The sequence below is a fragment of the Pseudomonas sp. Xaverov 83 genome (assembly GCF_019352905.1).
GTDB classification, from domain to species: Bacteria; Pseudomonadota; Gammaproteobacteria; order Pseudomonadales; family Pseudomonadaceae; genus Aquipseudomonas; species Aquipseudomonas yamanorum.
Genome location: NZ_JAAAFU010000075.1, coordinates 604,320 through 629,570 on the forward strand (window position 1 = coordinate 604,320; position 25,251 = coordinate 629,570).

The 25,251-nt window shown below is 62.3% G+C and carries 25 protein-coding genes; 18 read left to right on the forward strand and 7 right to left on the reverse strand.

Annotated features, from left to right (window positions below; all coding sequences use genetic code 11):
• Positions 1-62 precede the first annotated feature (62 nt).
• Positions 63-5,903 (forward strand): Hpt domain-containing protein, encoded by a 5,841-nt coding sequence (locus K0H47_RS24095; RefSeq protein ID WP_219273749.1) that lies wholly within the window; start codon positions 63-65, stop codon positions 5,901-5,903.
• The gene (locus K0H47_RS24100) at positions 5,896-6,351 is read left to right on the forward strand and encodes a chemotaxis protein CheW (protein ID WP_093204100.1); all 456 of its coding nucleotides are present in this window, start codon (positions 5,896-5,898) and stop codon (positions 6,349-6,351) included. Before K0H47_RS24095 ends, K0H47_RS24100 begins: the two co-directional genes overlap by 8 nt.
• 9 nt (positions 6,352-6,360) lie before the next feature.
• On the opposite strand, the gene K0H47_RS24105 is transcribed toward K0H47_RS24100, so the two are convergent.
• Positions 6,361-6,648, reverse strand: coding sequence for a HigA family addiction module antitoxin (locus K0H47_RS24105; RefSeq protein WP_063026533.1), 288 nt, complete (start codon positions 6,646-6,648; stop codon positions 6,361-6,363).
• Between the two features lie 422 nt (positions 6,649-7,070).
• Here K0H47_RS24105 and K0H47_RS24110 point away from each other — a divergent pair, with 422 nt between their 5' ends.
• From K0H47_RS24110 to madM, 10 genes are all read left to right on the forward strand, one after another.
• Positions 7,071-7,394: a DUF6124 family protein gene (locus K0H47_RS24110; protein WP_093204104.1), complete on the forward strand. Its 324-nt coding sequence runs from the start codon at positions 7,071-7,073 to the stop codon at positions 7,392-7,394.
• A 315-nt stretch (positions 7,395-7,709) separates the two neighbouring features.
• A complete protein-coding gene (gene mdcA, locus K0H47_RS24115; RefSeq protein WP_076017749.1) occupies positions 7,710-9,380 on the forward strand; it encodes a malonate decarboxylase subunit alpha in 1,671 nt (556 codons plus the stop codon).
• Positions 9,381-10,229 (forward strand): triphosphoribosyl-dephospho-CoA synthase, encoded by an 849-nt coding sequence (locus K0H47_RS24120; RefSeq protein ID WP_219273750.1) that lies wholly within the window; start codon positions 9,381-9,383, stop codon positions 10,227-10,229.
• Positions 10,229-10,528 (forward strand): malonate decarboxylase subunit delta, encoded by a 300-nt coding sequence (locus tag K0H47_RS24125; RefSeq protein ID WP_003216806.1) that lies wholly within the window; start codon positions 10,229-10,231, stop codon positions 10,526-10,528. The genes K0H47_RS24120 and K0H47_RS24125 overlap by 1 nt, the downstream gene beginning before the upstream one ends.
• Positions 10,521-11,363, forward strand: a complete 843-nt coding sequence (locus tag K0H47_RS24130) for a biotin-independent malonate decarboxylase subunit beta (RefSeq protein WP_177070869.1) — start codon at positions 10,521-10,523, stop codon at positions 11,361-11,363. Before K0H47_RS24125 ends, K0H47_RS24130 begins: the two co-directional genes overlap by 8 nt.
• Positions 11,360-12,136, forward strand: coding sequence for a biotin-independent malonate decarboxylase subunit gamma (mdcE, locus tag K0H47_RS24135; RefSeq protein WP_063026546.1), 777 nt, complete (start codon positions 11,360-11,362; stop codon positions 12,134-12,136). Before K0H47_RS24130 ends, mdcE begins: the two co-directional genes overlap by 4 nt.
• Positions 12,130-12,726: a malonate decarboxylase holo-ACP synthase gene (locus K0H47_RS24140; RefSeq protein ID WP_093204117.1), complete on the forward strand. Its 597-nt coding sequence runs from the start codon at positions 12,130-12,132 to the stop codon at positions 12,724-12,726. The genes mdcE and K0H47_RS24140 overlap by 7 nt, the downstream gene beginning before the upstream one ends.
• Positions 12,723-13,628 (forward strand): malonate decarboxylase subunit epsilon, encoded by a 906-nt coding sequence (gene mdcH / locus K0H47_RS24145; RefSeq protein ID WP_093204122.1) that lies wholly within the window; start codon positions 12,723-12,725, stop codon positions 13,626-13,628. Before K0H47_RS24140 ends, mdcH begins: the two co-directional genes overlap by 4 nt.
• 67 nt (positions 13,629-13,695) lie before the next feature.
• Positions 13,696-14,109 carry a malonate transporter subunit MadL gene (madL, locus tag K0H47_RS24150; protein WP_003216818.1) on the forward strand — a complete coding sequence of 138 codons (414 nt, stop codon included), beginning with the start codon at positions 13,696-13,698 and terminating at the stop codon, positions 14,107-14,109.
• A gap of 1 nt (position 14,110) precedes the next feature.
• Positions 14,111-14,875 carry a malonate transporter subunit MadM gene (gene madM / locus K0H47_RS24155; protein ID WP_003216820.1) on the forward strand — a complete coding sequence of 255 codons (765 nt, stop codon included), beginning with the start codon at positions 14,111-14,113 and terminating at the stop codon, positions 14,873-14,875.
• Positions 14,876-14,995: 120 nt separating this feature from the next.
• Here madM and K0H47_RS24160 read toward each other — a convergent pair whose 3' ends face one another.
• Genes K0H47_RS24160 through K0H47_RS24170 form a run of 3 tightly spaced genes read right to left on the reverse strand, consistent with a single transcriptional unit; the run spans position 14,996 to position 17,056 of the window.
• Positions 14,996-15,910 carry a LysR substrate-binding domain-containing protein gene (locus tag K0H47_RS24160; protein WP_003216822.1) on the reverse strand — a complete coding sequence of 305 codons (915 nt, stop codon included), beginning with the start codon at positions 15,908-15,910 and terminating at the stop codon, positions 14,996-14,998.
• Positions 15,911-15,947: 37 nt separating this feature from the next.
• Positions 15,948-16,490: a chromate transporter gene (locus K0H47_RS24165; protein ID WP_063026551.1), complete on the reverse strand. Its 543-nt coding sequence runs from the start codon at positions 16,488-16,490 to the stop codon at positions 15,948-15,950.
• The gene (locus tag K0H47_RS24170) at positions 16,490-17,056 is read right to left on the reverse strand and encodes a chromate transporter (RefSeq protein ID WP_003216826.1); all 567 of its coding nucleotides are present in this window, start codon (positions 17,054-17,056) and stop codon (positions 16,490-16,492) included. Before K0H47_RS24170 ends, K0H47_RS24165 begins: the two co-directional genes overlap by 1 nt.
• 234 nt (positions 17,057-17,290) lie before the next feature.
• On the opposite strand from K0H47_RS24170, the gene K0H47_RS24175 reads away from it, so the two are divergent.
• Positions 17,291-17,908, forward strand: coding sequence for a hemolysin III family protein (locus K0H47_RS24175; protein WP_003216828.1), 618 nt, complete (start codon positions 17,291-17,293; stop codon positions 17,906-17,908).
• Here K0H47_RS24175 and K0H47_RS24180 read toward each other — a convergent pair.
• A complete protein-coding gene (locus K0H47_RS24180; protein ID WP_177070866.1) occupies positions 17,903-18,805 on the reverse strand; it encodes a LysR family transcriptional regulator in 903 nt (300 codons plus the stop codon). The two genes, K0H47_RS24175 and K0H47_RS24180, sit on opposite strands and share 6 nt — an antisense overlap.
• Positions 18,806-18,913: 108 nt before the next feature.
• Between K0H47_RS24180 and K0H47_RS24185 the strand changes: the two genes are divergently transcribed.
• The 3 genes from K0H47_RS24185 to K0H47_RS24195 are packed head-to-tail and all read left to right on the forward strand — an operon-like array spanning position 18,914 to position 21,449.
• Positions 18,914-20,155, forward strand: coding sequence for a D-amino acid dehydrogenase (locus K0H47_RS24185; protein ID WP_219273751.1), 1,242 nt, complete (start codon positions 18,914-18,916; stop codon positions 20,153-20,155).
• A gap of 10 nt (positions 20,156-20,165) precedes the next feature.
• Entirely contained in the window at positions 20,166-20,519 is a 354-nt protein-coding gene (locus K0H47_RS24190) for a RidA family protein (protein WP_218263023.1), read from the forward strand.
• 27 nt (positions 20,520-20,546) lie between these two features.
• Complete coding sequence (locus tag K0H47_RS24195) at positions 20,547-21,449, forward strand: transporter substrate-binding domain-containing protein (RefSeq protein ID WP_063026559.1); 903 nt, start codon at positions 20,547-20,549, stop codon at positions 21,447-21,449.
• 75 nt (positions 21,450-21,524) lie between these two features.
• On the opposite strand, the gene K0H47_RS24200 is transcribed toward K0H47_RS24195, so the two are convergent.
• Both K0H47_RS24200 and K0H47_RS24205 read right to left on the reverse strand, forming a co-directional pair.
• Complete coding sequence (locus tag K0H47_RS24200) at positions 21,525-22,244, reverse strand: 16S rRNA (uracil(1498)-N(3))-methyltransferase (protein WP_063026561.1); 720 nt, start codon at positions 22,242-22,244, stop codon at positions 21,525-21,527.
• Positions 22,245-22,335: 91 nt separating this feature from the next.
• A complete protein-coding gene (locus K0H47_RS24205; protein ID WP_219273752.1) occupies positions 22,336-23,742 on the reverse strand; it encodes an adenosylmethionine--8-amino-7-oxononanoate transaminase in 1,407 nt (468 codons plus the stop codon).
• Positions 23,743-24,022: 280 nt separating this feature from the next.
• Here K0H47_RS24205 and K0H47_RS24210 point away from each other — a divergent pair, with 280 nt between their 5' ends.
• Positions 24,023-24,574, forward strand: coding sequence for a cytochrome b (locus tag K0H47_RS24210; RefSeq protein WP_063026565.1), 552 nt, complete (start codon positions 24,023-24,025; stop codon positions 24,572-24,574).
• Positions 24,575-24,606: 32 nt separating this feature from the next.
• Complete coding sequence (locus tag K0H47_RS24215; protein WP_010167625.1) at positions 24,607-25,203, forward strand: YceI family protein; 597 nt, start codon at positions 24,607-24,609, stop codon at positions 25,201-25,203.
• The last annotated feature ends 48 nt before the right edge of the window (positions 25,204-25,251 follow it).

Genomic DNA, 25,251 nt, shown 5'->3' on the forward strand with positions numbered 1-25,251 from the left:
ATCTCCATGGTCCTTGGAGTCGTCATTCACAAAGCGACAAATGAATTCAGACGGGAGCGGTTATGGTTGATCGGCACGACTACGTGGCCCTCGAATGGGTCAAGGGCGAAATTGCCGAAACCCTGAAACAGGCCCGTTCGGCGCTGGACGCCTATGTTGAAGAAGGCAGCAGCGAGGCCATCGGCCAATGCCTGGAATGCATCCATCAGGTCCATGGCAGTTTGCTGATGGTCGAGTTTTACGGCGCAGCCCTGTTCGCCGAAGAAATGGAGCAACTGGCCCTCGCCCTGCAAGGCGCGCGCGTCAGCCAGCGCGACGAAGGCATTCGCCTGTTGCAACAGGGCCTCGGCCAACTGCCGCTGTACCTCGACCGCGTGCACAGCGCCCGGCGCGACCTGCCCCTGGTGGTGCTGCCGCTGCTAAACGACCTGCGCAGCGTGCGCGGCGAAAGCCTGCTCTCGGAAACCAGCCTGTTCGCCCCGCAACTGCTGGTGATCCCGTCGCTGCCCGAGGAAGCGCTGGCCCAGCGCACGCCGGAGGATTTCCCCGAGCTGCTGCGTCAGTGGCGGCAGATGCTGCAACAGGCGTTGGTCGGCTTGCTGCGCGAAGACCACGGCCCCAGCAACCTGGAAGACATGGCGCGGGTGTTCGCCCGTCTCGAAGCCCTGTGCCATGGTGCGCCGCTGTTACCGTTGTGGCAGGTGACCTCGGCGCTGGTGGAAGGCATGCTCATTGGCGTGGTTGCCAATAGCCCGGCGTTACGCAGTTTGCTCAAAGCCTGCGACAAGGAACTCAAGCGTCTGCTGATCCAGGGTATCAACGGCATCAACACCCCGGCCCCGGATGAGTTGCTCAAGAGCCTGTTGTTCTACGTTGCCAAAGTCACCCGACCGACTCCACGGATGCAAAGTTTGAAAGAACGTTATGGCCTCGATGAAGCCCTGCCCGACAGCGCCGTGGTGGATGCCGAACGCGCCCGCCTGGCCGGCCCGGACCGCGACGCGATGGGCTCGGTGCTCGGCGCGTTGTGCGAGGAGTTGGTGCGGGTCAAGGAACGCCTGGACCTGTTCGTACGCAGCGACCGCCAGCACGCCTCCGACCTTGAGGCCTTGCTGGCGCCCTTGCGGCAGATCGCCGATACCCTGGCGGTATTGGGTTTCGGCCAGCCGCGCAAAGTGATCATCGACCAATTGGCGGTGGTGCTCGGCCTGGCCCAAGGGCAGCGCGAGCCCAACGATGCGGTGTTGATGGACGTCGCCGGCGCCTTGCTCTACGTCGAGGCGACGTTGGCCGGGATGGTCGGCACGGTTGAGCCGGAACGCCGGGAAGAAAGCCGCCTGCCCACCACCGACCTGACGCAGATCCATCACCTGGTGATCCGCGAATCCTGCCAGTGCCTGACCCAGGCCAAAGAGCTGGTGATCGACTGCATCGAGGCCCACTGGGATCGTCAGCGCCTGGAGTCACTGCCCGAGTTGCTGACCCAGGTGCGCGGTGCGCTGGCGATGATTCCGCTGCCCCGTGCGGCGAGCCTGATGCGCGGCTGCAACGATTACGTCAACGAGCAGCTGATGGTCAGTGAGGCCGCGCCTTCGGAGGCGCAGCTTGAGCATTTTGCCGATGTGCTCACCAGCCTCGAGTACTACCTGGAGCGCATGCTGCAGGACCACGACGCCCCTGGGGAACGGGTGCTGGAAGTCGCCGCCGAAGGCCTCGCTGCACTGGGCTATTTGCCGGCCGAGAAACCGTGGCGCCAGGCCCTGCTTGAGCAGGGTGAGACGCCCACGGAGCAAACCCCGTTCCTCGCCGATGCGTTGGCCAGCCCCACTTCACGCCTCAACCCGCCAGCACTCCAGCGTCCCGGCAGCCTGTTGCCACCGCCCGCCGGTGAAGAAGCCATCGATGATGAACTGCGGGAAGTCTTCCTCGAAGAAACCGCCGAAGTCCTCGACGTGCTGCATCGCTACGTACCCGCCGGCACTGCGAGCCTGGCAGACAAGGCCACCCTGAGCGAAATGCGCCGCGCCTTCCACACCCTGAAAGGCAGTGGTCGCATGGTGCGCGCCCTGGTGTTGGCGGAGCTGGCCTGGGCGATGGAAAACCTGCTCAACCGCGTGCTGGAGCGCAGCGTCGCACCGGGCCCGGATGTGCAAGCGGTGCTCGACGATGTGTTGGAATTGCTGCCTGAGCTGATCACCGATTTTGCCGACGATGCCCAGCGCCAGCGCGACGACGTAGACGAACTGGCGGCACGCGCCCATGCCTTGGCCAGCGGTGTCGGACCCTCGGCCACAGACCCGGTCGCCCTGGACCCGCAGTTGCTGGAAATCTTCCGCAACGAAGCCCAGAGCCACCTCGACAGCCTCAACCATTTCCTGCAACAGGCCACCGAGCACCTGCCGCTGCAAGTCAGTGATGAATTGCAACGGGCGCTGCATACCCTCAAGGGCAGCGCCTATATGGCCGGCGTGTTGCCCATCGCCGAACTGGCGCGCCCGCTGGATCACCTGACCCGCGAATACAAGGCCCATCGCCTGCCGCTGGACCTGGATGAGATCGAATTGCTGCTGGAGGCCGAGGCGCTGTTCCAGCGTGGCGTGCGCCAGCTGGACAGTGATCCCCACGCGCCCATCAACGGCGCAGCAGCCTTGATCGAACGCACGCAAAACCTGCTGAACAGCCAGCTCGAAGCCCTGCTGAATGCGCCCAACACCGGCCTGCGCATCAAGCGCGACCCGCAGTTGATCACCAACTTCCTGGCCCAGGGCATGGACATCCTGCTGGACGCCGAAAGCCTGTTGCGTCGCTGGCAGCAGCATCCCGACGAGCGCCAGGAACTGAGTGCGCTATTGGATGAACTGACCACCCTCGGCGAAGGCGCGCACCTGGCCGACCTGCACCCGATGGATGAGTTGTGCGAAGCCTTGCTCGACCTCTACGGCGCGGTGGAAGAAAGCAGCCTGGCGGTCAGCGAGCGCTTCTTCCACGAGGCTGAACAGGCCCACGAAGCGCTGATCAACATGCTCGACCAACTGGCTGCCGGCCAGGAAATCAGCGCGGCTCCGGCACGGGTTCGAGCCCTGCGCGAGCTGTTGGATGAAGGCCTCGACCCGTCGGCCACCGGCTTGATCAAAACCGATGGCAGCCGTGCGCTGAGCATCTCCGAACTGGGTGCCGCCACGGCGAAGCTGGACCAAGGTTTTGCGGTAGACGATGAGATCGTCGAGGTCTTCCTTGAAGAGGCGGTAGACATTCTCGACAGCGCCGGCCAGTCCCTGAAACGCTGGCTGCTGGACCCGGATAACGCAGCACCGCTGTCGTCGTTGCAACGGGATTTGCACACCCTCAAGGGTGGTGCACGCATGGCTGAAATCGGTGCGGTGGGCGACCTGGCCCTTGAGTTGGAAAACCTTTACGAAGGCTTGGTGGACCGTCGCTACAGCTATTCCAGCGAGTTGGCGAACGTGTTGATGGCCAGTCATGAGCGACTGGCGCTGCTGCTTGAGCAGTTGCAACATCAGCAACCGTTGAGCGACTCCTCCGACCTGATCAGCCATTTGCGTGAGTTGCGCCACGGCATCGGACAAGCGGCGCCCGCCGCAGCCGTCGAAGTCGAGACGGCGGGCAGTGATCCCGAGCTGCTGGATATCTTTCTCGAAGAAGCCGCTGACATCCTCGACAGTTCTGGCGCCGCGCTGTTGCGCTGGCAGGCCGAGCCGAAAAATCGCCAGGAAGTCGAGACACTGCTGCGGGACCTGCACACCCTCAAGGGTGGCGCGCGTATGGTCGAGATCGGCCCGATTGGCGACCTGGCCCATGAGCTGGAGTTTCTCTACGAAGGCTTGTCGGCCGGTTTGCTGGCGCCCTCGGCGGAACTCTTCGCGTTGCTGCAAGGCTGCCACGACCGCCTGGCGCAGATGATCGATGCAGTGGCGGCGGGTATGCCGGTGGGCTCGGTGGATCTGCTGATCGAGCGGATCAAAAGCCTGGTGCATCCGGCTGAAGTGACGGCCGCACCGGTGGCGTTGGCGGCTACCAAAACCGACGCGGTGCCGGCCAGCGATCCGGCTGCCGACATGGTGAAGATCTCTGCCGACTTGCTGGATGACCTGGTCAACCTGGCCGGTGAAACCTCAATCTTCCGTGGGCGTATCGAGCAGCAGGTCAACGATGCGCGCATTGCCCTCAACGAAGTGGAAACCACCATCGAGCGCATGCGCGACCAATTGCGCCGGCTCGACACCGAAACCCAGGGCCGCATTCTCAGCCGCCAACAAGCTGAGGCCGAACGCCTGGGCTATGAAGAATTCGACCCGCTGGAAATGGACCGCCATTCCCAACTGCAACAACTGTCCCGGGCCCTGTTCGAGTCCGCCTCCGACCTGCTCGACCTCAAGGAAACCCTCGAGCGTCGCAACCAGGACGCCCACAACCTTTTGCAGCAACAGGCGCGCATCAACACCGAGCTGCAGGAAGGCCTGATGCGCACGCGCATGGTGCCCTTCGAGCGCATGCTGCCACGGCTCAAGCGCATCGTGCGGCAAGTGGCTGGAGAGCTGGGCAAGGATGTGGAATTCATCGTCGGCAACGCCGAAGGCGAGATGGACCGCAACGTGCTGGAACGCATGGTTGCGCCGCTCGAGCATATGCTGCGCAACGCCGTCGACCATGGCCTGGAATCCCGCGATGCGCGGTTGCTGGCGGGCAAGCCCGAGAAAGGCCGGATCACCCTGGACCTGACCCACGAAGGCGGCGACATCGTTTTCGACATGCGCGACGACGGCGCCGGCGTGCCGCTTGAAGCCGTGCGGCGCAAGGCGATCAAGCGCGGTTTGCTCGACCCCAACCTGGAAATCAGCGACCGCGACGTGTTGCAGTTCATCCTGCAACCGGGGTTTTCCACTGCCGAAAAAATCACCCAGATTTCCGGGCGTGGCGTGGGCATGGACGTGGTGCATGAGGAAGTGCGCCAGCTGGGCGGCTCGATGGTCATCGACTCGACGCCGGGAGAGGGCGTGCACTTTCGCATTCGCCTGCCGTTCACCGTGTCGGTCAACCAGGCGTTAATGGTGCAGTGTGCAGATGATCAATACGCGATCCCGCTGAACACCATCGAAGGCTTGGTGCGGGTCATGCCCCATGAGCTGGAAGGGCACTATCAGCTGAATCCGCCGCGTTACGAATACGCCGGTCAGCGCTACGAGCTGTTCTACCTTGGCGACCTGCTGCACACCGTCGGCCGTCCGAACCTGCTCGGCCAATACCAGCCGCTGCCGGTGTTGCTGGTGCAGTGCAACGAGCGGCGCGTGGCGGTGCAGGTAGATGCGATGGCCGGCACCCGGGAGATCGTGGTCAAGGGCCTGGGGCCGCAATTTGCCGGGGTGAAGGGCCTGTCGGGCGCAACCATCCTTGGCGATGGCCGCGTGGTGCTGATCATCGACCTGCTGGCGCATATCCGCGCACGGCCCCCGGCGTTGCCGGCCCAGGCAGCCGATGCACCGTTGATCCTCAACGACCCCCTGAAAAAGCGCCCGTTGCTGGTGCTGGTGGTGGACGACTCGGTCACCGTACGCAAAGTCACCAGCCGCCTGCTGGAGCGCAACGGCATGAACGTGCTCACCGCCAAGGACGGCATCGATGCCATGGCCGTGCTGGAAGAACACACGCCGGACCTGATGCTGCTCGACATTGAAATGCCGCGCATGGACGGCTTCGAAGTGGCGATCCAGGTGCGCGACGACCCACGGCTGATGCGCATGCCCATCATCATGATCACTTCCCGCACCGGGCAAAAGCATCGCGACCGGGCCATGGCGATTGGCGTCAACGACTACCTCGGCAAGCCTTATCAAGAGTCGGTGTTGCTGGAAAGCATCGCTTATTGGAGCAAGTCCCGTGCTTGATCACCGCGCTACGCAACTCACCGGCTTGCTGCTGCCATTGGCGGATCGCTACCTGTTGCTGCCCAACGTCGCCGTGGCCGAGCTGATCGACTTCCAGCGCGGCGAACCGGCCAGCGACGCGCCGCCGTGGTATTTGCGGCAGGTTACCTGGCGGGATCGGCAGTTGCCGTTGATCAGCTTTGAGGCCGCGTGTGGTGAGTCGGGCGTGGTCGGGGAGCGGGCACGGATTGTGGTGCTGAATACCTTGGGCGGACGGCCGACGTTGAAGTTTATTGCGTTGGTGATCCAGGGGATTCCGCGTTCGTACAAGCTCGATAGCCAGCTGAGTTATGTGGACGTGCCGTTGTGCCCGCTGGAACTGGCGGCGGTGCAGGTGGGGGAGCATGTGGCCCGGGTGCCGGACTTGATGGGGTTGGAGGCGTTGTTGGTGGAGGCGGGGTTGGCCTGAGTGTAACCGTCAGTCAATCCGTGCAAACCGTTCGATTTTCGGTTGATCTCGATGCTCTGCCTGCCACAGGTCATAGGCACTTTGCATCGAAAGCCACAACCGAGCTTTGCTGATACCTGCCCGTTCAAGCCTTACCGCAAGATCCGGGCTGATTGGCGCGTGTCCGTGGAGGATTCTAGAGAATGTTTCTCTGGCGAAGCCAAGGCGCCGTGCCATTTCAGTAATGGTGATGCCCAAGGCCGGGATCACGTCCTCAAGCAGGATTTCGCCAGGGTGGGGAGGATTATGCATACCCATTCGGTTGTGTCCTGCGGCTATCTGATTTAGCCATGAAGGCTAAAGAGACGGGTTCCGAGCAACAACCCGAAAAGTTTGTAGGAGCAATCGGCGTGCGCTTTACAGTCGGATTTTTCCTGCAACCTCTCGCGCTGTGCATGAACTTGTTGTGCCCTGTGATCGCGCCTAGTCTTCGTCCGTCATCGCAAAAAACGGTGACACGGACGTGCAAGTCCGACGAAACTGTTTAGGCGTACAAACGCCCAGCCATTCAACGGGCGTTTTTTGTGCTCGCTGCTTTATGGCGGCTGCGCGCAGGAGGTCTTCGGACCTGCTGGGTGTCCTAAACAGGCCCGGTCTTGCACACCTGCGCACGGTCGCCACCCTCATTCGCGTGCAAGCGAACGGTGGCGCTCCTTACTCATCTGTTTAGGAGTTTCATCATGTTCAAACCTACCCCCAATCCGCCGCATAACACCGAAATCGAACACCGCAAACTCCAGGCCGCCGCCGAGCGTGCCATGGATCATTACTTTCCGACTCCTGCGTCATCGTCACTCTTTGCCGTCTCTCCCTCTCAATCCACCGAAGCCCTGCTGGCCAACGCTTCTGAAACCTTTGCCTCACTCAACGCGTTGACCTCCAACCTGGCCTTCGAATTGGAAGGCTCCCAGCGCGGCGTGCTGCTGGCCATTCAGCAGATGAGTGAGCTGGGGCAGTTACTGGTTGATCAGGCGTTGGAGCAGGTGAGCCCAGCGGCGATGTGACGAAGTGGGATCGGTCCCAAAAAGGGACTGATCGTTCCCCTTTTGGGACTTCTGCGCACGTTCTCCCGAACAGCGCTGAGCAAATGTGGGAGCGGGCTTGCTCGCGAATACGGTGTGTCAGTACCAGATTTATCAACTGACCCACCGCATTCGCGAGCAAGCCCGCTCCCACATTTGAACTGCGCTTAGCCGGAGCCTCAGCGTTTGCTGGCAAACCATTACTCCAATCGTAACGGTTCACCGCGCAGCTTGATTGATGCCCCCCCAATACCCTCCTAAGGTACAGCCCACGACAGCAAATCCCGTGGAGCGACCATGACAACAACAACTTCCCCCGACTCGCGCTGGACGCGGCGGCGCGATGAGAAGCAGCGCCGCCTCGCACTGGTGCGATCCTTCGCCGATGGCGCCGTGCTCCCCAGCGAGCGCATTGTCGAAGCCCTGGAAGCCCTGATCCTCCCCGGCGACCGTGTGGTGCTGGAAGGCAACAACCAGAAGCAGGCCGATTTCCTCTCCCGCTCCCTGGCCAAGACCGACCCCGCCAAGCTCCACGACCTGCACATGATCATGCCCAGTGTCGGCCGCTCCGAGCACCTGGATCTGTTTGAAAAGGGCATCGCCCGCAAGCTGGATTTCTCTTTCGCTGGCACTCAATCCCTGCGCATCAGCCAGTTGCTGGAAGACGGCCTGCTGGAAATCGGCGCGATCCACACTTACATCGAACTCTACGCGCGGTTGGTGGTGGACCTGATCCCCAACGTCGTGCTCTCCGCCGGTTTCATGGCCGACCGCGCCGGCAATATCTACACCGGCCCCAGCACCGAAGACACTCCCGCGCTGATTGAGCCGGCCGCCTTCAGCGATGGCATCGTGATCGTCCAGGTCAACCAGTTGGTGGATGACGTCACCGACCTGCCGCGCGTTGATATTCCGGCAAGTTGGGTCGATTTCGTGGTGGTCGCCGACAAGCCTTTCTACATTGAACCGCTGTTCACCCGCGACCCACGGCACATCAAGCCGGTGCATGTGTTGATGGCGATGATGGCGATCCGTGGAATCTACGAAAAACACAACGTTCAGTCGCTGAACCACGGTATCGGTTTCAACACCGCCGCAATCGAATTGATCCTGCCAACCTACGGTGAATCCCTGGGCCTGAAGGGCAAGATCTGCCGCAACTGGACGCTCAACCCGCACCCAACCTTGATCCCGGCTATCGAAAGCGGCTGGGTGGAAAGCGTGCATTGCTTCGGCACCGAACTGGGCATGGAAAACTACATCGCCGCCCGGCCGGATGTGTTCTTCACCGGCCGCGACGGCTCGCTGCGTTCCAACCGAATGTTCTGCCAACTGGCCGGCCAATACGCGGTGGACCTGTTTATCGGCGCCACCCTGCAGGTCGATGGCGACGGGCATTCCTCCACCGTCACCCGTGGCCGCCTCGCCGGTTTTGGCGGCGCACCGAACATGGGCCACGACCCGCGCGGTCGCCGCCATGGCACGCCCGCCTGGCTCGACATGCGCCACGACGATGCCCCGGAAGCCTTGCTCGAACGCGGCAAAAAACTCGTGGTGCAGATGGTCGAGACCTTCCAGGAAGGCGGCAAACCGACCTTCGTTGAAACCCTCGATGCAGTGGAAGTCGCACGAAAAAGCGGCATGCCCCTGGCGCCGATCATGATCTACGGCGATGACGTCACCCACCTGCTCACCGAAGAAGGCATCGCCTATCTGTACAAGGCCCGTTCCCTGGAAGAGCGCCAGGCGATGATCGCCGCCGTCGCCGGTGTAACCGCCATCGGCATGCGCCACAACCCCAAGGACACCGCGCGCATGCGCCGCGAAGGCCTGATCGCGCTGCCCGAAGACCTCGGCATCCGCCGCACCGACGCCACCCGCGAGTTGCTGGCCGCCAAGAGCGTGGCCGATCTGGTGGAGTGGTCCGGTGGCTTGTACAACCCGCCCGCCAAGTTCAGGAGCTGGTAAATGCACGCACTCAAACTGCACGATCTGACGCTGGCCGAACGCCTGGCTGATATGGCCGTTGACGCCTTGATTGATGAAGCCGACCTGTCGCCGAAACCTGCCCTGGTGGACCGTCGCGGCAATGGCGCCCATACCGATTTGCACCTCGGCTTGATGCACGCCTCGGCGCTGTCGCTGTGGCCGGGGTTCAAGGAAATGGCCGAGGCCGCTATCGAATTTGGCGAAGTGGGTTTGCCCTTGCGTGAAGCCCTCGGGCGGATCGGTCGCGAAGGCGAACAGGCGATGCTCGTCACCACCAGCGGCGTGAATACCCATCGGGGTGCGATCTGGGCCCTCGGCCTGTTAGTCGCTGCCGCCGCACTGCAACCCGAATCCTGCACTGCCAGCGCGGTGACGTTGCGCGCCGCCCGCCTGGCCTTGCTCAACGATCGCTACGCACCTCAACCGCTGAGCCACGGTGCCCAGGTCGCACAACGCTACGGCGCACGGGGGGCCCGTGAAGAAGCGCAACTGGGCTTCCCGTCAGTGCTACAGCGCGGCCTGCCACAGCTGAAAAAAAGCCGCCTGCAACAACACGGCGAACAGAACGCGCGCCTCGATGCGTTGCTGGCGATCATGACGGACCTGGCCGACACCTGCGTGCTCTACCGCGCCGGCCCTGAAGGCTTGCAGGCCATGCAACAAGGCGCCCAAGCGGTGCTGGACGCCGGTGGCAGTGCAAGCCTCGCCGGCCGCCGCCAACTGCACGAGCTGGACCAGCAACTGCTGGCGCTGAATGCCTCCCCCGGTGGCGCCGCCGACCTGTTGGCCGCCTGCCTGTTTATCGACCGCCTCGACGGAGCGCTGTGATGGAAACCTTATCCTTTGAATTCCCCGCCGGGCAGCCCGCCAAGGGCCGCGCGCTAGTGGGTTGCGTCGGCTCCGGCGATTTGGAAGTGCTGCTGGAACCGGGCACCGCCGGCACCCTGACGATTCAGGTGCAGACCTCGGTGAACGGTGCGCAGCTACGTTGGCAGCATCTGTTTGAACGGATTTTCCAGGAGCAGACGCCCCCCGCACTGAATATCGATATCCACGACTTCGGCGCCACACCCGGCGTGGTGCGCTTGCGCCTGGAGCAAGGCTTCGAGGAGATCGGTCATGACTGACTTGCTCAACAAACACAGCTTCGTCGAACTCGGCGCCCGGCAGCGGGCCAAGGCCTTGCTTGATGCAGGCAGCTATCGCGAACTGATCGATCCGTTCCAGCGCGTCATGTCGCCATGGCTGAGTCGCCAGGGTGTGGTGCCTCAGGCAGATGACGGCGTGGTGATCGCCAAGGGCAGCATCGCCGGCTTGCCGGTGGTCATCGCCGCTATCGAAGGCAATTTTCAGGGCGGCAGCCTCGGTGAAGTCGGCGGCGCAAAGATGGCCGGTGCCCTGGAGCTGGCCGCTGAAGACAACCGCAACGGCATCCCGACGCGCGCCATCCTGCTGTTGGAAACCGGCGGCGTGCGCTTGCAGGAAGCCAACCTGGGCCTGGCCGCGATTGCCGATATCCACGCGGCGATTGTCGACCTGCGCCAATACCAGCCGGTGATCGGCGTGGTGGCGGGCAGCGTCGGTTGCTTCGGCGGCATGTCCATCGCGGCTGGCCTGTGCAGTTATCTGCTGGTGACCCGTGAGGCGCGCCTTGGCCTGAACGGCCCGCAGGTGATCGAGCAGGAGGCCGGGCTAGAGGAATACGACTCCCGTGACCGGCCTTTCATCTGGAGCCTGACCGGCGGCGAACAACGCTTTAACAGCGGCTTGGCCGACCGGTATGTGGCCGACGACGTGGCGCAGATTCAGCAGAAAATCACTGAACTGCTGCAACAGGGCTTGCCGGAAAAACAGCGCAGCCGTCAGGTCGAACACTATCTGGAACGCCTGGCTGCACTGAACGCCGAACCGCAAATCGACCCGGCGACGGTTCGCGATCTGTATCAGGGAGAACGCTCATGAGAGGTTTGCAGTGGTTCAACGCATTGAGCGGCGATGCAACGCCGGTGAGTGGTTTGCCGAACTCGCTGAAAGTCGCCGACGGTGTGCTCGGTGATCAGCCAGTGCGCTTTATCGCGGTGGTCACCGATGCGCAAAACCGCTTTCCTCGCGCTCGCAACGGTGAGGTCGGTTTGCTGGAAGGCTGGGGCTTGGCCAAGGCGGTTGATGAAGCAATCGACACCGGCGACAAGCGTCCGCTGATTGCCATCGTCGATGTGCCGAGCCAGGCCTACGGTCGTCGCGAAGAGGCTCTGGGCATCCATCAAGCCCTCGCCGCCGCTGCCGACAGCTACGCTCGCGCTCGATTGGCCGGTCACCCGGTGATCGCGCTGCTGGTGGGCAAGGCGATGTCCGGCGCCTTCCTCGCCCATGGTTACCAGGCCAACCGCCTGATTGCCCTGCGCGATCCCGGCGTGATGGTGCATGCCATGGGCAAAGCCTCGGCGGCGCGGGTAACCCTGCGCAGTGTCGAAGAGCTGGAAGCCTTGGCCGCCAGCGTGCCGCCGATGGCCTATGACATCGACAGTTATGCCAGCCTCGGCCTGCTCTGGGAGACATTATCTGTCAGCCAGATTGAGCGGCCCACCACCGAAGATGTGGCGCGTGTCAGCGATTGCCTGGTGCAGGCGATCAAGGATGTGCAGGCAGGCGGCCGTGACCTGAGCAGCCGCCTGGGCGCCACCAATCGCGCGGCCTCCAGCCATGTGCGTCAACTGCTGCGGGAGCAATGGTGAACGCCCACGACTTGCTCTGGGGCATGACCCCGGTGCATGCCCCCGCTGATGCACCGGCCTGGGTGCTGGATGCATTGGCCGCTGGGCATCCGGTGGTGGTGCGGCGTGCCATCGCGCCGCCGGGCTATGTGCCGGTGGGTGTGCGTGGACGCTTGCGCGAGCAGCGCTTCGCCGCCGTGATGCCGATGGCCGCCGTGCGGCGACGCGTGGTGCCGGAAGACCTGCGGGACGTGATTTCGCCACGGGATTTACCGACGTTGCAGGCCCTCGCTCAATTGCGTCCGGTGTTGGCGAAGGAGGACTGGGGCGTCACCGGCAGTGCCGGTTTCGAACTGGCCAGCGGCATCGAAGCGCTGCACGCCAAGAGTGATCTGGATTTGATTTTGCGCACGCCCGAGCGACTTGATCGCGGCGATGCCGAAGACTTGCTGGCGATACTGGATACAGCGGTGTGCGCCGTGGACCTGCAACTGCAAACGCCGTTTGGCGCCGTCGCGTTGCGCGAGTGGGCCGGTGGTTCACGTCGCGTGCTGCTGAAAAATGCCAGCGGCGCGCAGTTGGTGGTCGACCCGTGGCAGGCCGTGGCATGAGTAGCCTCCTGGCATTCCCGGGGCAGGGCGCCCAGCGTCCCGGCATGCTCCAGCAACTGCCGCGCGCGGTGCTGGACGAAGCCAGTGCTGCCTTGAATGAAGACGTGCTGAAACTCGATTCTGCCGAAGCGCTGGCCTCGACCCGTGCCGTGCAGCTCTGCCTTTTGATTGCCGGTGTCGCCAGTGCGCGCTTGCTGGAACACACCCCCGATTACGTAGCCGGCCTGTCCATCGGCGCCTATCCGGCAGCTGTAATTGCCGGCTCCCTGGACTTTGCCGACGCGTTGAAACTCGTCAGCCTGCGCGGCGAATTGATGCAACACGCGTATCCCCACGGCTACGGCATGACCGCGCTTATCGGCCCGGACCTGTCCACCGTCGAAGCCTTGCTCGCCCAGGTCCACAGCACACAAACCCCGGTGTACCTGGCCAATATCAATGCCGATAACCAGACGGTTATCGCGGGCAGCGACGGGGCAATGAAAGCAGTCGCCAATCTGGTCCGCGGCAACGGCGTCGCCAAACGCTTGGCCGTCAGCGTGCCGTCCCATTGTGCGCTGCTGGAAAAACCTGCCGAAACACTGGCCCAAGCCTTCGCTGAAGTGACGCTGAAAACGCCGAGCATTACCTACTTGAGCAGCACCCGCGCCCGGCCGATCCACAACACCGAACACCTGCGCGACGACCTCGCCTTTAACATGTGCCGCATCGTCGATTGGCGCGGCACCGTGCAAAGCGCCTATGAGCGTGGCGTGCGCCTGCATCTCGAACTGCCGCCCGGCGCCGTGCTCACGGGCCTCGCGCGGCGGGTGTTCGAGCAAGGCACCGTCATCGCCTTCGAAGGTGCCCGCCTGGACACCTTGCAGGCCTTGCTGCGAGAGGAGGGCGCCCACCACCGATAAAGCTCCACCCAAGGCTTTCGAAGCACAAAAACAACAATTTCGATGAAGCACTTTGAGGACAACCATCATGATTATTTACGGTGTGGCGTTGCTGGCGATCTGCATGTTGGCAGGCGTGATTCTGGGAGACATGCTCGGCGTGTTGCTGGGCGTGAAATCCAACGTGGGCGGGGTGGGCATCGCAATGATCCTGCTGATCTGCGCGCGGCTGTGGATGCACAAGCACGGCGGCATGACCAAGGAATGCGAGATGGGTGTCGGCTTCTGGGGCGCCATGTACATCCCGGTGGTGGTGGCGATGGCGGCCCAGCAAAACGTCGTGACCGCGCTGCACGGCGGCCCGGTGGCGGTGCTGGCGGCGATTGGTTCGGTGGTGGTGTGCGGTTGCACGATTGCCTTGATCAGCCGTACGCACAAAGGCGAACCGCTGCCCGATGAAGAGCCGCTGATCGCGGCTGCACCTGTCGCGGGAGGTCGCTGATATGTGGGAACTCATCGAGAAAGGCCTGGCAAATAACGGCTTGGTCACCGCCTTTGCATTTGTCGGCGTGGTGATGTGGATTTCGGTGGTGCTGTCCAAGCGCCTGACCTTCGGACGCATCCACGGCTCTGCCATCGCGATTGTGATCGGGCTGGTGCTGGCCTGGGTGGGCGGCACCTTGACCGGTGGGCAGAAAGGCTTGGCGGATGTGGCGCTGTTTTCCGGGATCGGCTTGATGGGCGGGGCCATGCTGCGGGACTTTGCCATCGTGGCCACGGCGTTTGAAGTGCAGGCCACCGAGGCGCGCAAGGCCGGTTTGATTGGTGCGATTGCCTTGCTGCTGGGTACGGTGTTGCCGTTTATTGTGGGCGCGAGTATCGCCTGGGCGTTTGGTTATCGCGATGCGATCAGCATGACCACCATTGGTGCGGGCGCGGTGACTTACATCGTTGGGCCGGTGACCGGGGCGGCGTTGGGTGCAAGCTCGGATGTGGTGGCGCTGTCCATTGCGACTGGGTTGATCAAGGCGATCCTGGTGATGGTGGGCACGCCCATGGCGGCACGCTGGATGGGCCTGGATAATCCGCGCTCGGCGATGGTGTTTGGCGGCCTGGCCGGTACCGTGAGCGGTGTGACGGCAGGACTGGCAGCGACGGATCGTCGGTTGGTGCCGTATGGCGCGTTGACCGCCACCTTTCACACCGGGCTTGGGTGCTTGCTGGGGCCGTCGGTGCTCTACTTCATCGTGCGCGGGATTGTTGGCTAGATCCAAACGCTGGGTTGAATGGGCTGGCCTCATCGCGGGCAAGCTCGGCTCCCACATTTGACTGGGTTGTCTGGGAGTACTCGGTCAAATGTGGGAGCTGGCTTGCCTGCGATAGCGGTCTCAAGTCTGGCGGTTCGCATACATCCGGCACTCTGCCAACAGCGCGAGCAAGTTCGGGTCGCGCTCCTTGGCTTTCAGAAACACCACGCCAATGTGCTGCTGCAAACGGTAGCGCGGTTGCAGGGGAATCAGCTTGACCCGGTTCTCGTACACCGCCGCTATCCGCCCCGGCAGCAGCGCATAGCCCACACCCGAGCTGACCATGCTCAGCAGGGTAAAGATGTCGTTGACCTGCATCGCCACCTTCGGCTCGAACCCTGCCTGCTTGAACACGCGGTTGCCGTCCTGGTGGGTGGCGAAGCCCTGGGTGAGGGTAATGAAGGTGGCGTCGCGCACATCCGCCAGGTCGATTTCCTGTTCGCGGTCGAAGGGTGAATCGGCCGGGGTGGCGAGGAAAATATCGTCGGAGAACAGGGCGATCTGCTCGCAGTCGGGATCGTTGGCGTGCTCGTCGAGGGAGATCAGGATCGCGTCGACTTCCATGTTTTTCAACTTGTAGAGCAAGTCGAAATTGGAGCCGAGGATCAGGTCGATGTTGAGTTCGCTGCGGCGGATCTTCAGCCCCATGATCAACTGCGGCACGGTCTTCACCGTCAGCGAATACAGCGAGCCCAGCTTGAAGCGCTCGGCGGAAAAGCCGGCGGCCTCGCGGGTCACCCGCACACTGTCCACCACATCCTGCACCAGCTTCTGCGCACGCTCTTCCAGCACATAGGCGCTTTCCAGCGGTGTGAGGTTGCGGCCTTCGTGTTTGAACAGCGGGCAGCGCAGGGCGTTTTCCAGGGAGTGGATCGCCCGGTGCACGCTGACGTTGCTGGTCTGCAATTCAGCCGCCGCCCGCGCCAGGTTGCCGGTGCGCATGAACGCCAGGAAGATTTCCAGCTTTTTGAGGGTGAACTCTTCGTCGATCAGCATGGGCGTGACTCTTGTTCGAATGCCGTCGATTGTGCCCCTAAAACCAGTTCACTCCCAGCCATGCGCTGCACAGGCCCAACACCACGCCGAGGATGATCAGCCAGATTGCGTTGAGCCTTGTGTAATACACCACGGCGGCGCTGGCCAAGGTCAGCACCAGGCTGGTGGCATTGTTTTCCAGGCTGTTCATCAGGATGTAGCTGGCGGCCAGGATCAGCCCGATGGAGATCGGCAACAGGCTGCCTTTGACCCGCTGCACCCACGGCGTCTCGGTGTGTTTTTCCAGCCAGCCGGCGCCGAAGTAGGTGAGCACCGAGCAGGGCACCAGCTTGGCGGTCAGCGCCACCAGCGCGCCCGGCAACCCGGCGGCTTGTTGGCCGATAAATACCAGGAACATGCCATTGGGCCCCGGCAAGGCCTGGGACAAGGCGAAGAAGGCGACGAACTGCGCGTCGGTGATCCAGTTCATGTCGGTGACGGTGTAGCGGTGGATATCGCTCAGGGCCACGGTGTTGCCGCCAATCGCCATCAGCGACCACAGCGCGCATTGGATCATCAGGTGAAACAGCACGCTCTGCATCAGCCGGCCACCTTTTGCTTGCCCATGAAACTCAAGGCCAGGGAGCTGGGAATGCAGATCAACAAGACCATCCACAACGGCAACACCAGCACCGCCATCAACACGAAGGTCAGGACGAACGCGCTGTAGTTGGCCAGGGTCCGCGGCATGGCCTTGAGCAGGCGCAAGGTGGTACCGAGCATCAGCCCGGTGGCGATTGGCATGACCGCGCCGAAGATCTGCTGCACCACGTCATGGCTCCACCATTTGGCATAGGCGAAGCCGGCCAGCACGGTGATCAGCGAGGGGAACAGATACAAGCCGACCACGGTCACAACCGCACCCGGCAAGCCGTGGAGGCGCCGGCCGTAGATGATGCCGACGTTGGCGATATTCGGCCCGGGGAAAAATTGGCCGGTGGTCAGCAGCTCGTTGAAGCCTTGTTCGCTGACCCACTGCCTGCGGTCGACCATCATCTGCCGCGCCCAGGGCATCACGCCGCCGAAGCCAAACAGGCCGACCATGGCGAAGTTGTAAAACAACTGCCACAGACTCGGGTGGGGCTGGGCAGGTTCAAGGTCGGGCATGGGCGTTACCGATGAGGGGTTTTATGTGGGAGCTGGCTTGCCTGCGATAGCGGTGGGTCAGACATGTATCTGCTGCTGATACACCGCTATCGCAGGCAAGCCAGCTCCCACAGGATGAAGCGAATCATCCATCGGCTCGTGTATTTGGGCAAATGAAGAAAGGTTGTTACCTGATATTGGATGGGTGACGTCAGAATGGTCTGGGTGATAACCGTTATTCGAGGTGAGTGACACATGTATCACGGGGAACGATTCAACGCCTGGAGCCACTTGCTCGGGGCGGTTGCGGCTTTTGTGGGTGCGGTATGGATGTTGGTGGTGGCCAGTATGGACGGCAACCCCTGGAAGATTGTCAGCGTAGCGATCTACGGTTTCACATTGCTGGTGTTGTACAGCGCGTCCACCGTTTACCACAGCGTGCGCGGGCGCAAGAAAGCGATCATGCAGAAGGTCGATCACTTTTCGATCTACCTGCTGATCGCCGGCAGCTACACGCCGTTTTGCCTGGTGACGCTGCGCGGGCCGTGGGGCTGGACGTTGTTCGGGATTGTGTGGGGGCTGGCGGTGATCGGCATCCTGCAGGAGATCAAGCCACGCTCCGAGGCGCGGATCCTGTCGATCGTGATCTATGCGGTGATGGGCTGGATCGTGCTGGTGGCGGTCAAGCCGCTGATTGCCGCGCTGGGCCCCACGGGTTTTGCCTGGCTGGCGTCGGGTGGGGTGTTGTACACCGTGGGCATTATTTTCTTTGCCCTGGAGGACCGCTTGCGGCACTCCCACGGGATCTGGCATTTGTTCGTGATCGGCGGCAGCCTGCTGCATTTCGTGGCGATCATGGGGTACGTGTTATAGCCGGTCCAATTGCTCCTGGGCCCGGCTGCCGAAGATCTCCAGCAGGCTCGCCAGCATATGTGGCGGCGGTTCGTCGGCGCGGGTCAGGGCGTACAAGGTGATTGGCAGCGGCGGCGCCAACGGGCGAATGGAGGTGGTGGCCGGTGACGCGCCGAGGGCGGTGAACGGATCGATGACGGCCAGCCCGGCGCCGGACTCGACCATGGCCCTGGCCAGGGAATAGGTCTGCACTGCAATGCTGACCCGTGGCGGTGGATCGACCGCTTCCAGGTAGCTGTCCAGCTTCGCCGACAACGGGTCGGCGCTGGACAGGCCAATCAACGGTGCTCCTGCGAGGGCCATCAGCGGCAGGGGTTTGCCCAACTCGTTTTCTTTCCAGTAAGCCTTCGGCGCCAGTGCCACCAGCACGCCGTGGGCCAGGGCCTGGGCGGTCAGGCCCGGGTGATCGGGCGGTTGCAGGGTCAGTGCCACGTCGACCTCACGCATCAACAGGTTTTGCACCAGCTCGCGGCTGTGGGCGCTGGACAGCTCGCAGGCAATGTCCGGGTAGCGTTGGGTCCATTCGCGGATGGCCGGCGGCAGCAACGACAGGGCCAGCGCCGGTGTGGCGCCGATACGCAGGCTCTGGCCCGGCTCACGCCGCAGGTTCTGCGCCAGGCGCCGCACGCCTTGCAGGCTTTCGGTCACCTTGTCGACTTCCCGCTCCAGCGCCAATGCTTCCGGCGTCGGCTGCAACTTGCCACGTATGCGCAGGAACAGCGGGAACCCCAGCTGCAACTCGGCATGCTGCAGCACCTTGCTCACCGCTGGCTGCGAGACATGCAGCAGCTGGGCGGCGGCGCTGATGGAGCCGGTCTGGCGGATGGCTTGGAAGATTTCGATATGACGCAAGCGCATGAGCAGTCCATAACCTTTGTTTATGGGTGACCCATCTTTATTCATTGTCCCGCCGCTGTCACCTGCCTCTAACCTTCAAGCCTGACATCGCACGGTTAAGGGACGCACATGGCTCAGCAGGTTTGCATCATCGGTGGTGGGGTTATCGGCCTGGCGAGTGCCTACGCCATGGTGCGTGCCGGTATGCAGGTGACTGTGGTCGAGGCTCGGGAAACCCTGGGCAGCGAGACCAGTTTCGCCAACGGCGGGCAGCTGTCCTACCGCTATGTCGCGCCGTTGGCCGACAAGGGCGTGCCGCTGCAAGCCATCGGCTGGATGCTGCGCGGTGACTCGCCGCTGAAGCTGCGCCCGCGCATGGACCCGGCGCAGTGGCGCTGGATGGCGTCGTTCCTGGGAGCCTGCCGTGGCTCGGTGAACCAGCGCAATGCGGGCCATCTACTGCGCCTGGCGTCCCTGAGCCAGGACACCCTGCAACGCTGGCGTGAAGAGGACCAGTTGGGGGATTTCCACTGGCGGCGCAATGGCAAGCTGGTGACCTTTCGCAGCCTCGACAGCTATGAGCGCGCGCTGAATAAAGTGACCGACCCGTTGCAGCAACAAGTGCTCTCGGCGGCGGACTGCGCCCGGCTGGAACCGACCCTGGACGGTGCCAGTTTTGCCGGCGGTATTTATACGCCCAATGAAGAAGTCGGTGACTGCCATGCGTTCTGCCAACAGTTGGCGGCGCGCCTTGAAGCGTCGGGGCGTTGCACGTTCCTGTTGGGGCGCAAGGTGACGGCGATTCGTCACAGCGCAGGCGCCGTGCAGGCTATCGAAATGGGCAGTGAGCGGCTGCCCTTGCAGCACCTGGTGCTCGCCGCCGGGCACCGCAGCCCCGAGCTGGCCTTGCCCGGCATGTCGCTGCCGCTCTATCCCCTCAAGGGCTACAGCCTGAGCGTGCCGATTGGCGCGCAGCATCAGGCACCGAACATCAGCATCACCGACTACGACCGCAAGGTCGTCTACGCGCGCATCGGTGAGCAACTGCGGGTCGCGGCGATGGTGGATATCGTCGGCTTCGACACCCGCCTTGAACCCAAGCGCCTGGCGCTGATTAAACGTCAGGCACTTGAGACGTTCCCGCTGGCCGGTGATTACCAGCACGCGGTCGAATGGGCCGGCATGCGCCCGGCGACGCCTACGGGTGTGCCGCTGATTGGCGCCAGCGCTTATAGCAACCTGTGGCTTAACCTCGGCCACGGCGCCCTTGGGTTTACCCTGGCTTGCGGCAGCGGCCAGGTGCTGGCCGAGTTGATTGGCCGGCACACCACTTCCATTGATATGCAGGGCTTCGCGCCCCGTGCCGCTTGAGGATGTTTAGATGACCATCACCCGAATCAACAGCAACAGTCGCCTGTCTGGCGCCGTGGTGTTTCAGGACCTGGTGTTTTTGTCCGGCCAGGTGCCGGGGGAAGGGCGCGATGTGACGACCCAGACCGAGGAAGTGTTGGCCAAGATTGATGCGCTGCTGGCGGAGGCCGGCAGCGACAAGGATCATCTGCTGAATGCGACCATCTACCTGAACAATATTCAGGAGGGTTTTGCGCTGATGAATGAAGTCTGGTCCGCCTGGTTGTCGCCGGGGCAGGCACCGACGCGTACCACGTTGCAGGCACAGTTGGCGCGACCGGACGTGCTGGTCGAGATCAGTGTCATTGCGGTGCGCCGTACCTGAACCTTTAACCACCAACGGAGAATAACAATGCAAAAAATCACGTTGATCGGCTGCACCCTGGGGCTGTTATTGGGGGCTCAGGCCCATGCCACTGAGGCCCCCTTGGACGGCACGCTGAGCAAGATCGCCAACGCCAAGAGCATCACCCTCGGCTACCGCGATGCCTCGGTGCCGTTTTCCTATGTGGGGGATCACAGCGGCAAGCCCATGGGCTATTCGGTGGAGCTGGCGAACAAGATCGTCGAGCGCATCCAGCAGAAAACCGGCGTGCCGAAGCTCAACGTGAAGTACAACCTGGTGACTTCCCAGACCCGCATAGCCCTGGTGCAAAACGGCACCGTGGACCTGGAATGCGGTTCCACCGGTGTGACGGCCGAGCGGCAGAAGCAGGTGGCGTTTTCCTACGGGTTTATCTACGTGAAGGGCCAGTTGCTGACCGCCAACGACAGCGGCATCAAAAGCTTCGCCGACCTGCAAGGCAAGAACGTGGTAACCACCGCCGGTACCACCAACGAGCGGTTTCTCAAGAGCTACAACGTTGATCACAAACTGAACATGTCGGTGATCAGCGCCAAGGACCATGGCGAAGCCTTCCAGATGCTGCAATCGGGCCGGGCGGCGGCGTTCTACATGGACGACGCATTGCTCTACGGCGAGCGCGCCAAGGCCAAGGACCCGCACAAGTGGGTGGTGGTGGGGGAAGAGCAGTCGCGGGAAATCTACAGCTGCATGGTGCGCAAGGACGACCCGCAGTTTCTCGCGGTGGTCAACGAGACCCTGGCCGGGCTGTACAGCTCGGGGGAGATCAACGGGATTTACCAGCGCTGGTTTGAGCAGCCGATTCCGCCCAAGGGCCTGAACCTGGAATTCCCGATGACCAGTGAGTTGAAGGCGATTATTGCGACGCCTGTGAGTGACCCGGTGGAGTAGTGGAGTGGAAACCCGATCAAAATGTGGGAGCAGGCAAGCCAGCTCCCACATTTGATTGGGTTTGCAAGGCAGGGTTTAGAAGTCGCCCCAGAGTTGTTGGGCTACGGCCAGCGCCACGACCGGCGCGGTTTCGGTACGCAGTACCCGTGGGCCCAGGCGTGCAGAATGAAAACCCGCACCTTGTGCCGTCTCGACTTCCCCATCAGTCAATCCACCCTCCGGCCCGATCAGGAAGGCCAGGCTCCCAGGCTTGGCGTGGCTCACCAGCGGCTCGGCTACCGGGTGCAGCACCAACTTCAAATCCGCCTCCGCCTGCTTCAACCAATCTGCCAGCAACAGCGGTGGGTGAATCACCGGCACCCGCGAGCGACCGCATTGCTCGCACGCGCTGATCGCCACCTGCCGCCAGTGCTGCAGGCGTTTGTCGGCACGTTCGTCCTTGAGGCGCACTTCGCAGCGGTCGCTGAAGATCGGGGTGATTTCATTCACCCCAAGCTCGGTGGCTTTCTGGATCGCCCAGTCCATCCGCTCGCCACGGGACAGGCCCTGGCCGAGGTGAATCTGCAAGGGCGATTCGACCTGCCCGGCGAAGGTTTCGGTGACCTGCACCACCACGCGTTTTTTACCGACTTCCAGCAAGCTGGCGCGAAACTCCTGGCCGGAGCCGTCGAACAGTTGCACGGCGTCGCCTTCGTTCATACGCAAGACGCGGCTGATGTAATGCGCCTGGGCCTCCGGCAGCTCGTGGTCGCCAAGGCTCAGGGGGGCGTCGACAAAAAAGCGGGACAGTCTCATTTCTGTTCTCGGAAGAAATACAAAACCTGTGGGAGCCGAGCTTGCTCGCGATCGCGGCAGCCCGTGCACCCGATTAATCAAGTGAACTCAATCAGCCCGGATCACGAAACCCCGGGTGGAAATCCTTGGGCACCGCCACGCTGACCTTGCTGTTGGTGGCGATATCAATCCCTTCGCTGGCCACTTCAGCCAGGAAGTCGATCTGCTCCGGGGTGATCACATACGGTGGCAGGAAATACACCACGCTGCCCAACGGCCGCAGCAACGCGCCACGTTCCAGGGCATGCTCGAATACCTTCAGGCCACGGCGTTCCTGCCACGGGTAGGCGGTCTTGGTGGCCTTGTCCTGCACCATCTCGATGGCCAGCACCATGCCGGTCTGGCGCACTTCCGAGACATGGGGATGATCCACCAGGTGCGCGGTGGCGGTTGCCATGCGCTGGGCAAGGGCCTTGTTGTTTTCGATGACGTTGTCTTCTTCGAAGATATCCAGGGTTGCCAGGGCCGCCGCACAGGCCAGCGGGTTGCCGGTGTAGCTGTGGGAATGCAGGAAGGCGCGCAGGGTCGGGTAGTCGTCGTAGAAGGCGTCGTACACATCGTCGGTGGTGATCACCGCCGCCAATGGCAGGTAGCCGCCGGTCAGGGCCTTGGACAGGCACAGGAAGTCCGGGCGGATGCCGGCCTGTTCACAGGCGAACATCGTGCCGGTGCGGCCAAAGCCCACGGCGATTTCGTCGTGGATCAGGTGCACGCCATAGCGGTCGCAGGCTTCACGCAGCAGCTTGAGGTACACCGGGTGGTACATGCGCATGCCGCCGGCGCCCTGGATCAGCGGTTCGACGATCACGGCGGCCACGGTGTCGTGGTGTTCGGCGAGGGTCTGTTCCATGGCCAGGAACATGTTCCGGGAGTGTTCTTCCCAGCTCATGCCTTCGGGGCGCAGGTAGCAGTCCGGGCTCGGCACCTTGATGGTGTCCAGCAGCAAGGCCTTGTAGGTTTCGGTGAACAGCGGCACATCGCCTACCGACATCGCGGCGATGGTTTCGCCGTGATAGCTGTTGGTCAGGGTGACAAAGCGCTTCTTGTTCGGCAGGCCACGGTTGAGCCAATAGTGAAAGCTCATCTTCAGCGCGACTTCGATGCACGACGAACCGTTGTCGGCGTAGAAGCAGCGCGTCAGGCCTTCGGGGGTCATCTTCACCAGGCGCTCGGACAGTTCGATCACCGGCTGGTGGCTGAACCCGGCGAGGATCACGTGCTCCAGCTGGTCCACCTGGTCCTTGATGCGCTGGTTGATGCGCGGGTTGGCGTGGCCAAACACGTTGACCCACCAGGAGCTGACGGCGTCGAGGTAGCGTTTGCCTTCGAAGTCTTCCAGCCAGACGCCTTCGCCACGCTTGATCGGGATCAACGGCAGTTGCTGGTGGTCTTTCATCTGGGTGCAGGGATGCCAAAGCACTGCAAGGTCGCGTTGCATCCACTGATTATTCAAACCCATGTTCATTCTCCTCGAAGCGGCTCGCGACGTGCGCGGGCGAAACAATCGCGCAAGCCTATGCAATGCAGACGTGTGTCACAACCCATTGCGGGTTTGAAGCGTAAATTGGTGGTAAACGCAGGACAGTCCGTCACGTTTCTTCTGGATAGTCCTTAATCTCTTGTTAACTTACTCTGCATACGCTCTTGATCGTATTTCTCGATATTTCAAAGCGAAATTTTCCGCTTTAATTCGATAGGTAAATCGATAGTCTTGCCACAGCTCTTACGGGATTTGGGACATGCAACTACGTAATTCACCGGCCCGCTATGGCTGGGTCAGCATCGTTTTGCACTGGGGCGTGGCCCTGGTGGTGTTCGGTCTGTTCGCATTGGGCCTGTGGATGGTCGGTCTCGACTACTACAGCACCTGGCGCAAAGACGCCCCGGACCTGCACAAAAGCATTGGCATCACGCTGTTCGCCATCATGCTCGTGCGGATCGTCTGGCGCCTGGTCAGCCCGCCGCCACCACCGCTTGCCAGCTATAGCCGCATGACGCGTCTGGGGGCTGCGTTTGGCCACGCATTCCTGTATCTCGGGCTGTTTGCCGTGATGATTGCCGGTTACCTGATTTCCACCGCAGACGGTGTCGGGATCCCGGTGTTTGGCCTGTTTGAGATTCCTGCACTGGTTTCCGGGCTACCGGACCAGGCAGACACTGCAGGCGTGGTGCATTTGTACCTGGCCTGGGTATTGGTGGTGTTCGCCGGCCTGCATGGCGTGGCCGCGCTGAAACACCATTTCATTGATCGTGATGTGACCCTGGTTCGTATGCTGGGGCGCAAAGCCTGATGTTCAACCTCGACTCACAAGGAATAGAAAGCATGTTGAAAAAGACTCTCGCCGCTCTGGCCATCGGTTCCGCCCTGCTGACTGCCGGTCAGGCGATGGCAGCTGACTACGTTGTCGACAAGGAAGGCCAGCACGCCTTCGTTGACTTCAAGATCAGCCACTTGGGCTACAGCTTCATCACCGGTACCTTCAAGGACCTGGACGGCAAATTCAGCTTCGATGCTGCCAAGCCTGAAGACAGCAAGATTGAGTTCAACGTCCGCACCGCCAGCGTGTTCACCAACCACGCCGAACGTGACAAGCACATCGCCAGCAAAGACTTCCTGGACGTTGGCAAGTTTGCCGACGCCAAGTTCGTCTCCACCAGCGTCAAGACCACTGGTAAGAACGCTGCTGGCCAAGTCACTGCTGACGTGACCGGCGACCTGACCTTTCACGGCGTGACCAAGCCGATCGTCGTCAAGGCGACCTTCCTGGGTGAAGGCAAGGATCCATGGGGCGGCTACCGTGCCGGCTTTGAAGGTACTACCTCCTTCAATCGCCAGGACTTCGGCAAGCAGATGGACCTGGGCCCAGCGTCCAACACGGTTGAGCTGTATGTGACCTTTGAAGGTGTGAAAGCGAAGTAAATTTTCGCCGGCCACACAAAAATGCCCCGGATCTCGCGATCCGGGGCA

Bases quoted from the DNA above. Each gene is read 5' to 3' on its own strand.
- K0H47_RS24095 (WP_219273749.1), top strand. From the start codon at position 63: ATGGTTGATCGGCACGACTACGTGGCCCTCGAATGGGTCAAGGGCGAA.
- K0H47_RS24105 (WP_063026533.1), bottom strand. From the start codon at position 6,648: ATGGGTATGCATAATCCTCCCCACCCTGGCGAAATCCTGCTTGAGGAC.
- K0H47_RS24110 (WP_093204104.1), top strand. From the start codon at position 7,071: ATGTTCAAACCTACCCCCAATCCGCCGCATAACACCGAAATCGAACAC.
- mdcA (WP_076017749.1), top strand. From the start codon at position 7,710: ATGACAACAACAACTTCCCCCGACTCGCGCTGGACGCGGCGGCGCGAT.
- K0H47_RS24120 (WP_219273750.1), top strand. From the start codon at position 9,381: ATGCACGCACTCAAACTGCACGATCTGACGCTGGCCGAACGCCTGGCT.
- K0H47_RS24125 (WP_003216806.1), top strand. From the start codon at position 10,229: ATGGAAACCTTATCCTTTGAATTCCCCGCCGGGCAGCCCGCCAAGGGC.
- K0H47_RS24130 (WP_177070869.1), top strand. From the start codon at position 10,521: ATGACTGACTTGCTCAACAAACACAGCTTCGTCGAACTCGGCGCCCGG.
- mdcE (WP_063026546.1), top strand. From the start codon at position 11,360: ATGAGAGGTTTGCAGTGGTTCAACGCATTGAGCGGCGATGCAACGCCG.
- K0H47_RS24140 (WP_093204117.1), top strand. From the start codon at position 12,130: ATGGTGAACGCCCACGACTTGCTCTGGGGCATGACCCCGGTGCATGCC.
- mdcH (WP_093204122.1), top strand. From the start codon at position 12,723: ATGAGTAGCCTCCTGGCATTCCCGGGGCAGGGCGCCCAGCGTCCCGGC.
- madL (WP_003216818.1), top strand. From the start codon at position 13,696: ATGATTATTTACGGTGTGGCGTTGCTGGCGATCTGCATGTTGGCAGGC.
- madM (WP_003216820.1), top strand. From the start codon at position 14,111: ATGTGGGAACTCATCGAGAAAGGCCTGGCAAATAACGGCTTGGTCACC.
- K0H47_RS24160 (WP_003216822.1), bottom strand. From the start codon at position 15,910: ATGCTGATCGACGAAGAGTTCACCCTCAAAAAGCTGGAAATCTTCCTG.
- K0H47_RS24165 (WP_063026551.1), bottom strand. From the start codon at position 16,490: ATGCAGAGCGTGCTGTTTCACCTGATGATCCAATGCGCGCTGTGGTCG.
- K0H47_RS24170 (WP_003216826.1), bottom strand. From the start codon at position 17,056: ATGCCCGACCTTGAACCTGCCCAGCCCCACCCGAGTCTGTGGCAGTTG.
- K0H47_RS24175 (WP_003216828.1), top strand. From the start codon at position 17,291: ATGTATCACGGGGAACGATTCAACGCCTGGAGCCACTTGCTCGGGGCG.
- K0H47_RS24180 (WP_177070866.1), bottom strand. From the start codon at position 18,805: ATGCGCTTGCGTCATATCGAAATCTTCCAAGCCATCCGCCAGACCGGC.
- K0H47_RS24185 (WP_219273751.1), top strand. From the start codon at position 18,914: ATGGCTCAGCAGGTTTGCATCATCGGTGGTGGGGTTATCGGCCTGGCG.
- K0H47_RS24190 (WP_218263023.1), top strand. From the start codon at position 20,166: ATGACCATCACCCGAATCAACAGCAACAGTCGCCTGTCTGGCGCCGTG.
- K0H47_RS24195 (WP_063026559.1), top strand. From the start codon at position 20,547: ATGCAAAAAATCACGTTGATCGGCTGCACCCTGGGGCTGTTATTGGGG.
- K0H47_RS24200 (WP_063026561.1), bottom strand. From the start codon at position 22,244: ATGAGACTGTCCCGCTTTTTTGTCGACGCCCCCCTGAGCCTTGGCGAC.
- K0H47_RS24205 (WP_219273752.1), bottom strand. From the start codon at position 23,742: ATGGGTTTGAATAATCAGTGGATGCAACGCGACCTTGCAGTGCTTTGG.
- K0H47_RS24210 (WP_063026565.1), top strand. From the start codon at position 24,023: ATGCAACTACGTAATTCACCGGCCCGCTATGGCTGGGTCAGCATCGTT.
- K0H47_RS24215 (WP_010167625.1), top strand. From the start codon at position 24,607: ATGTTGAAAAAGACTCTCGCCGCTCTGGCCATCGGTTCCGCCCTGCTG.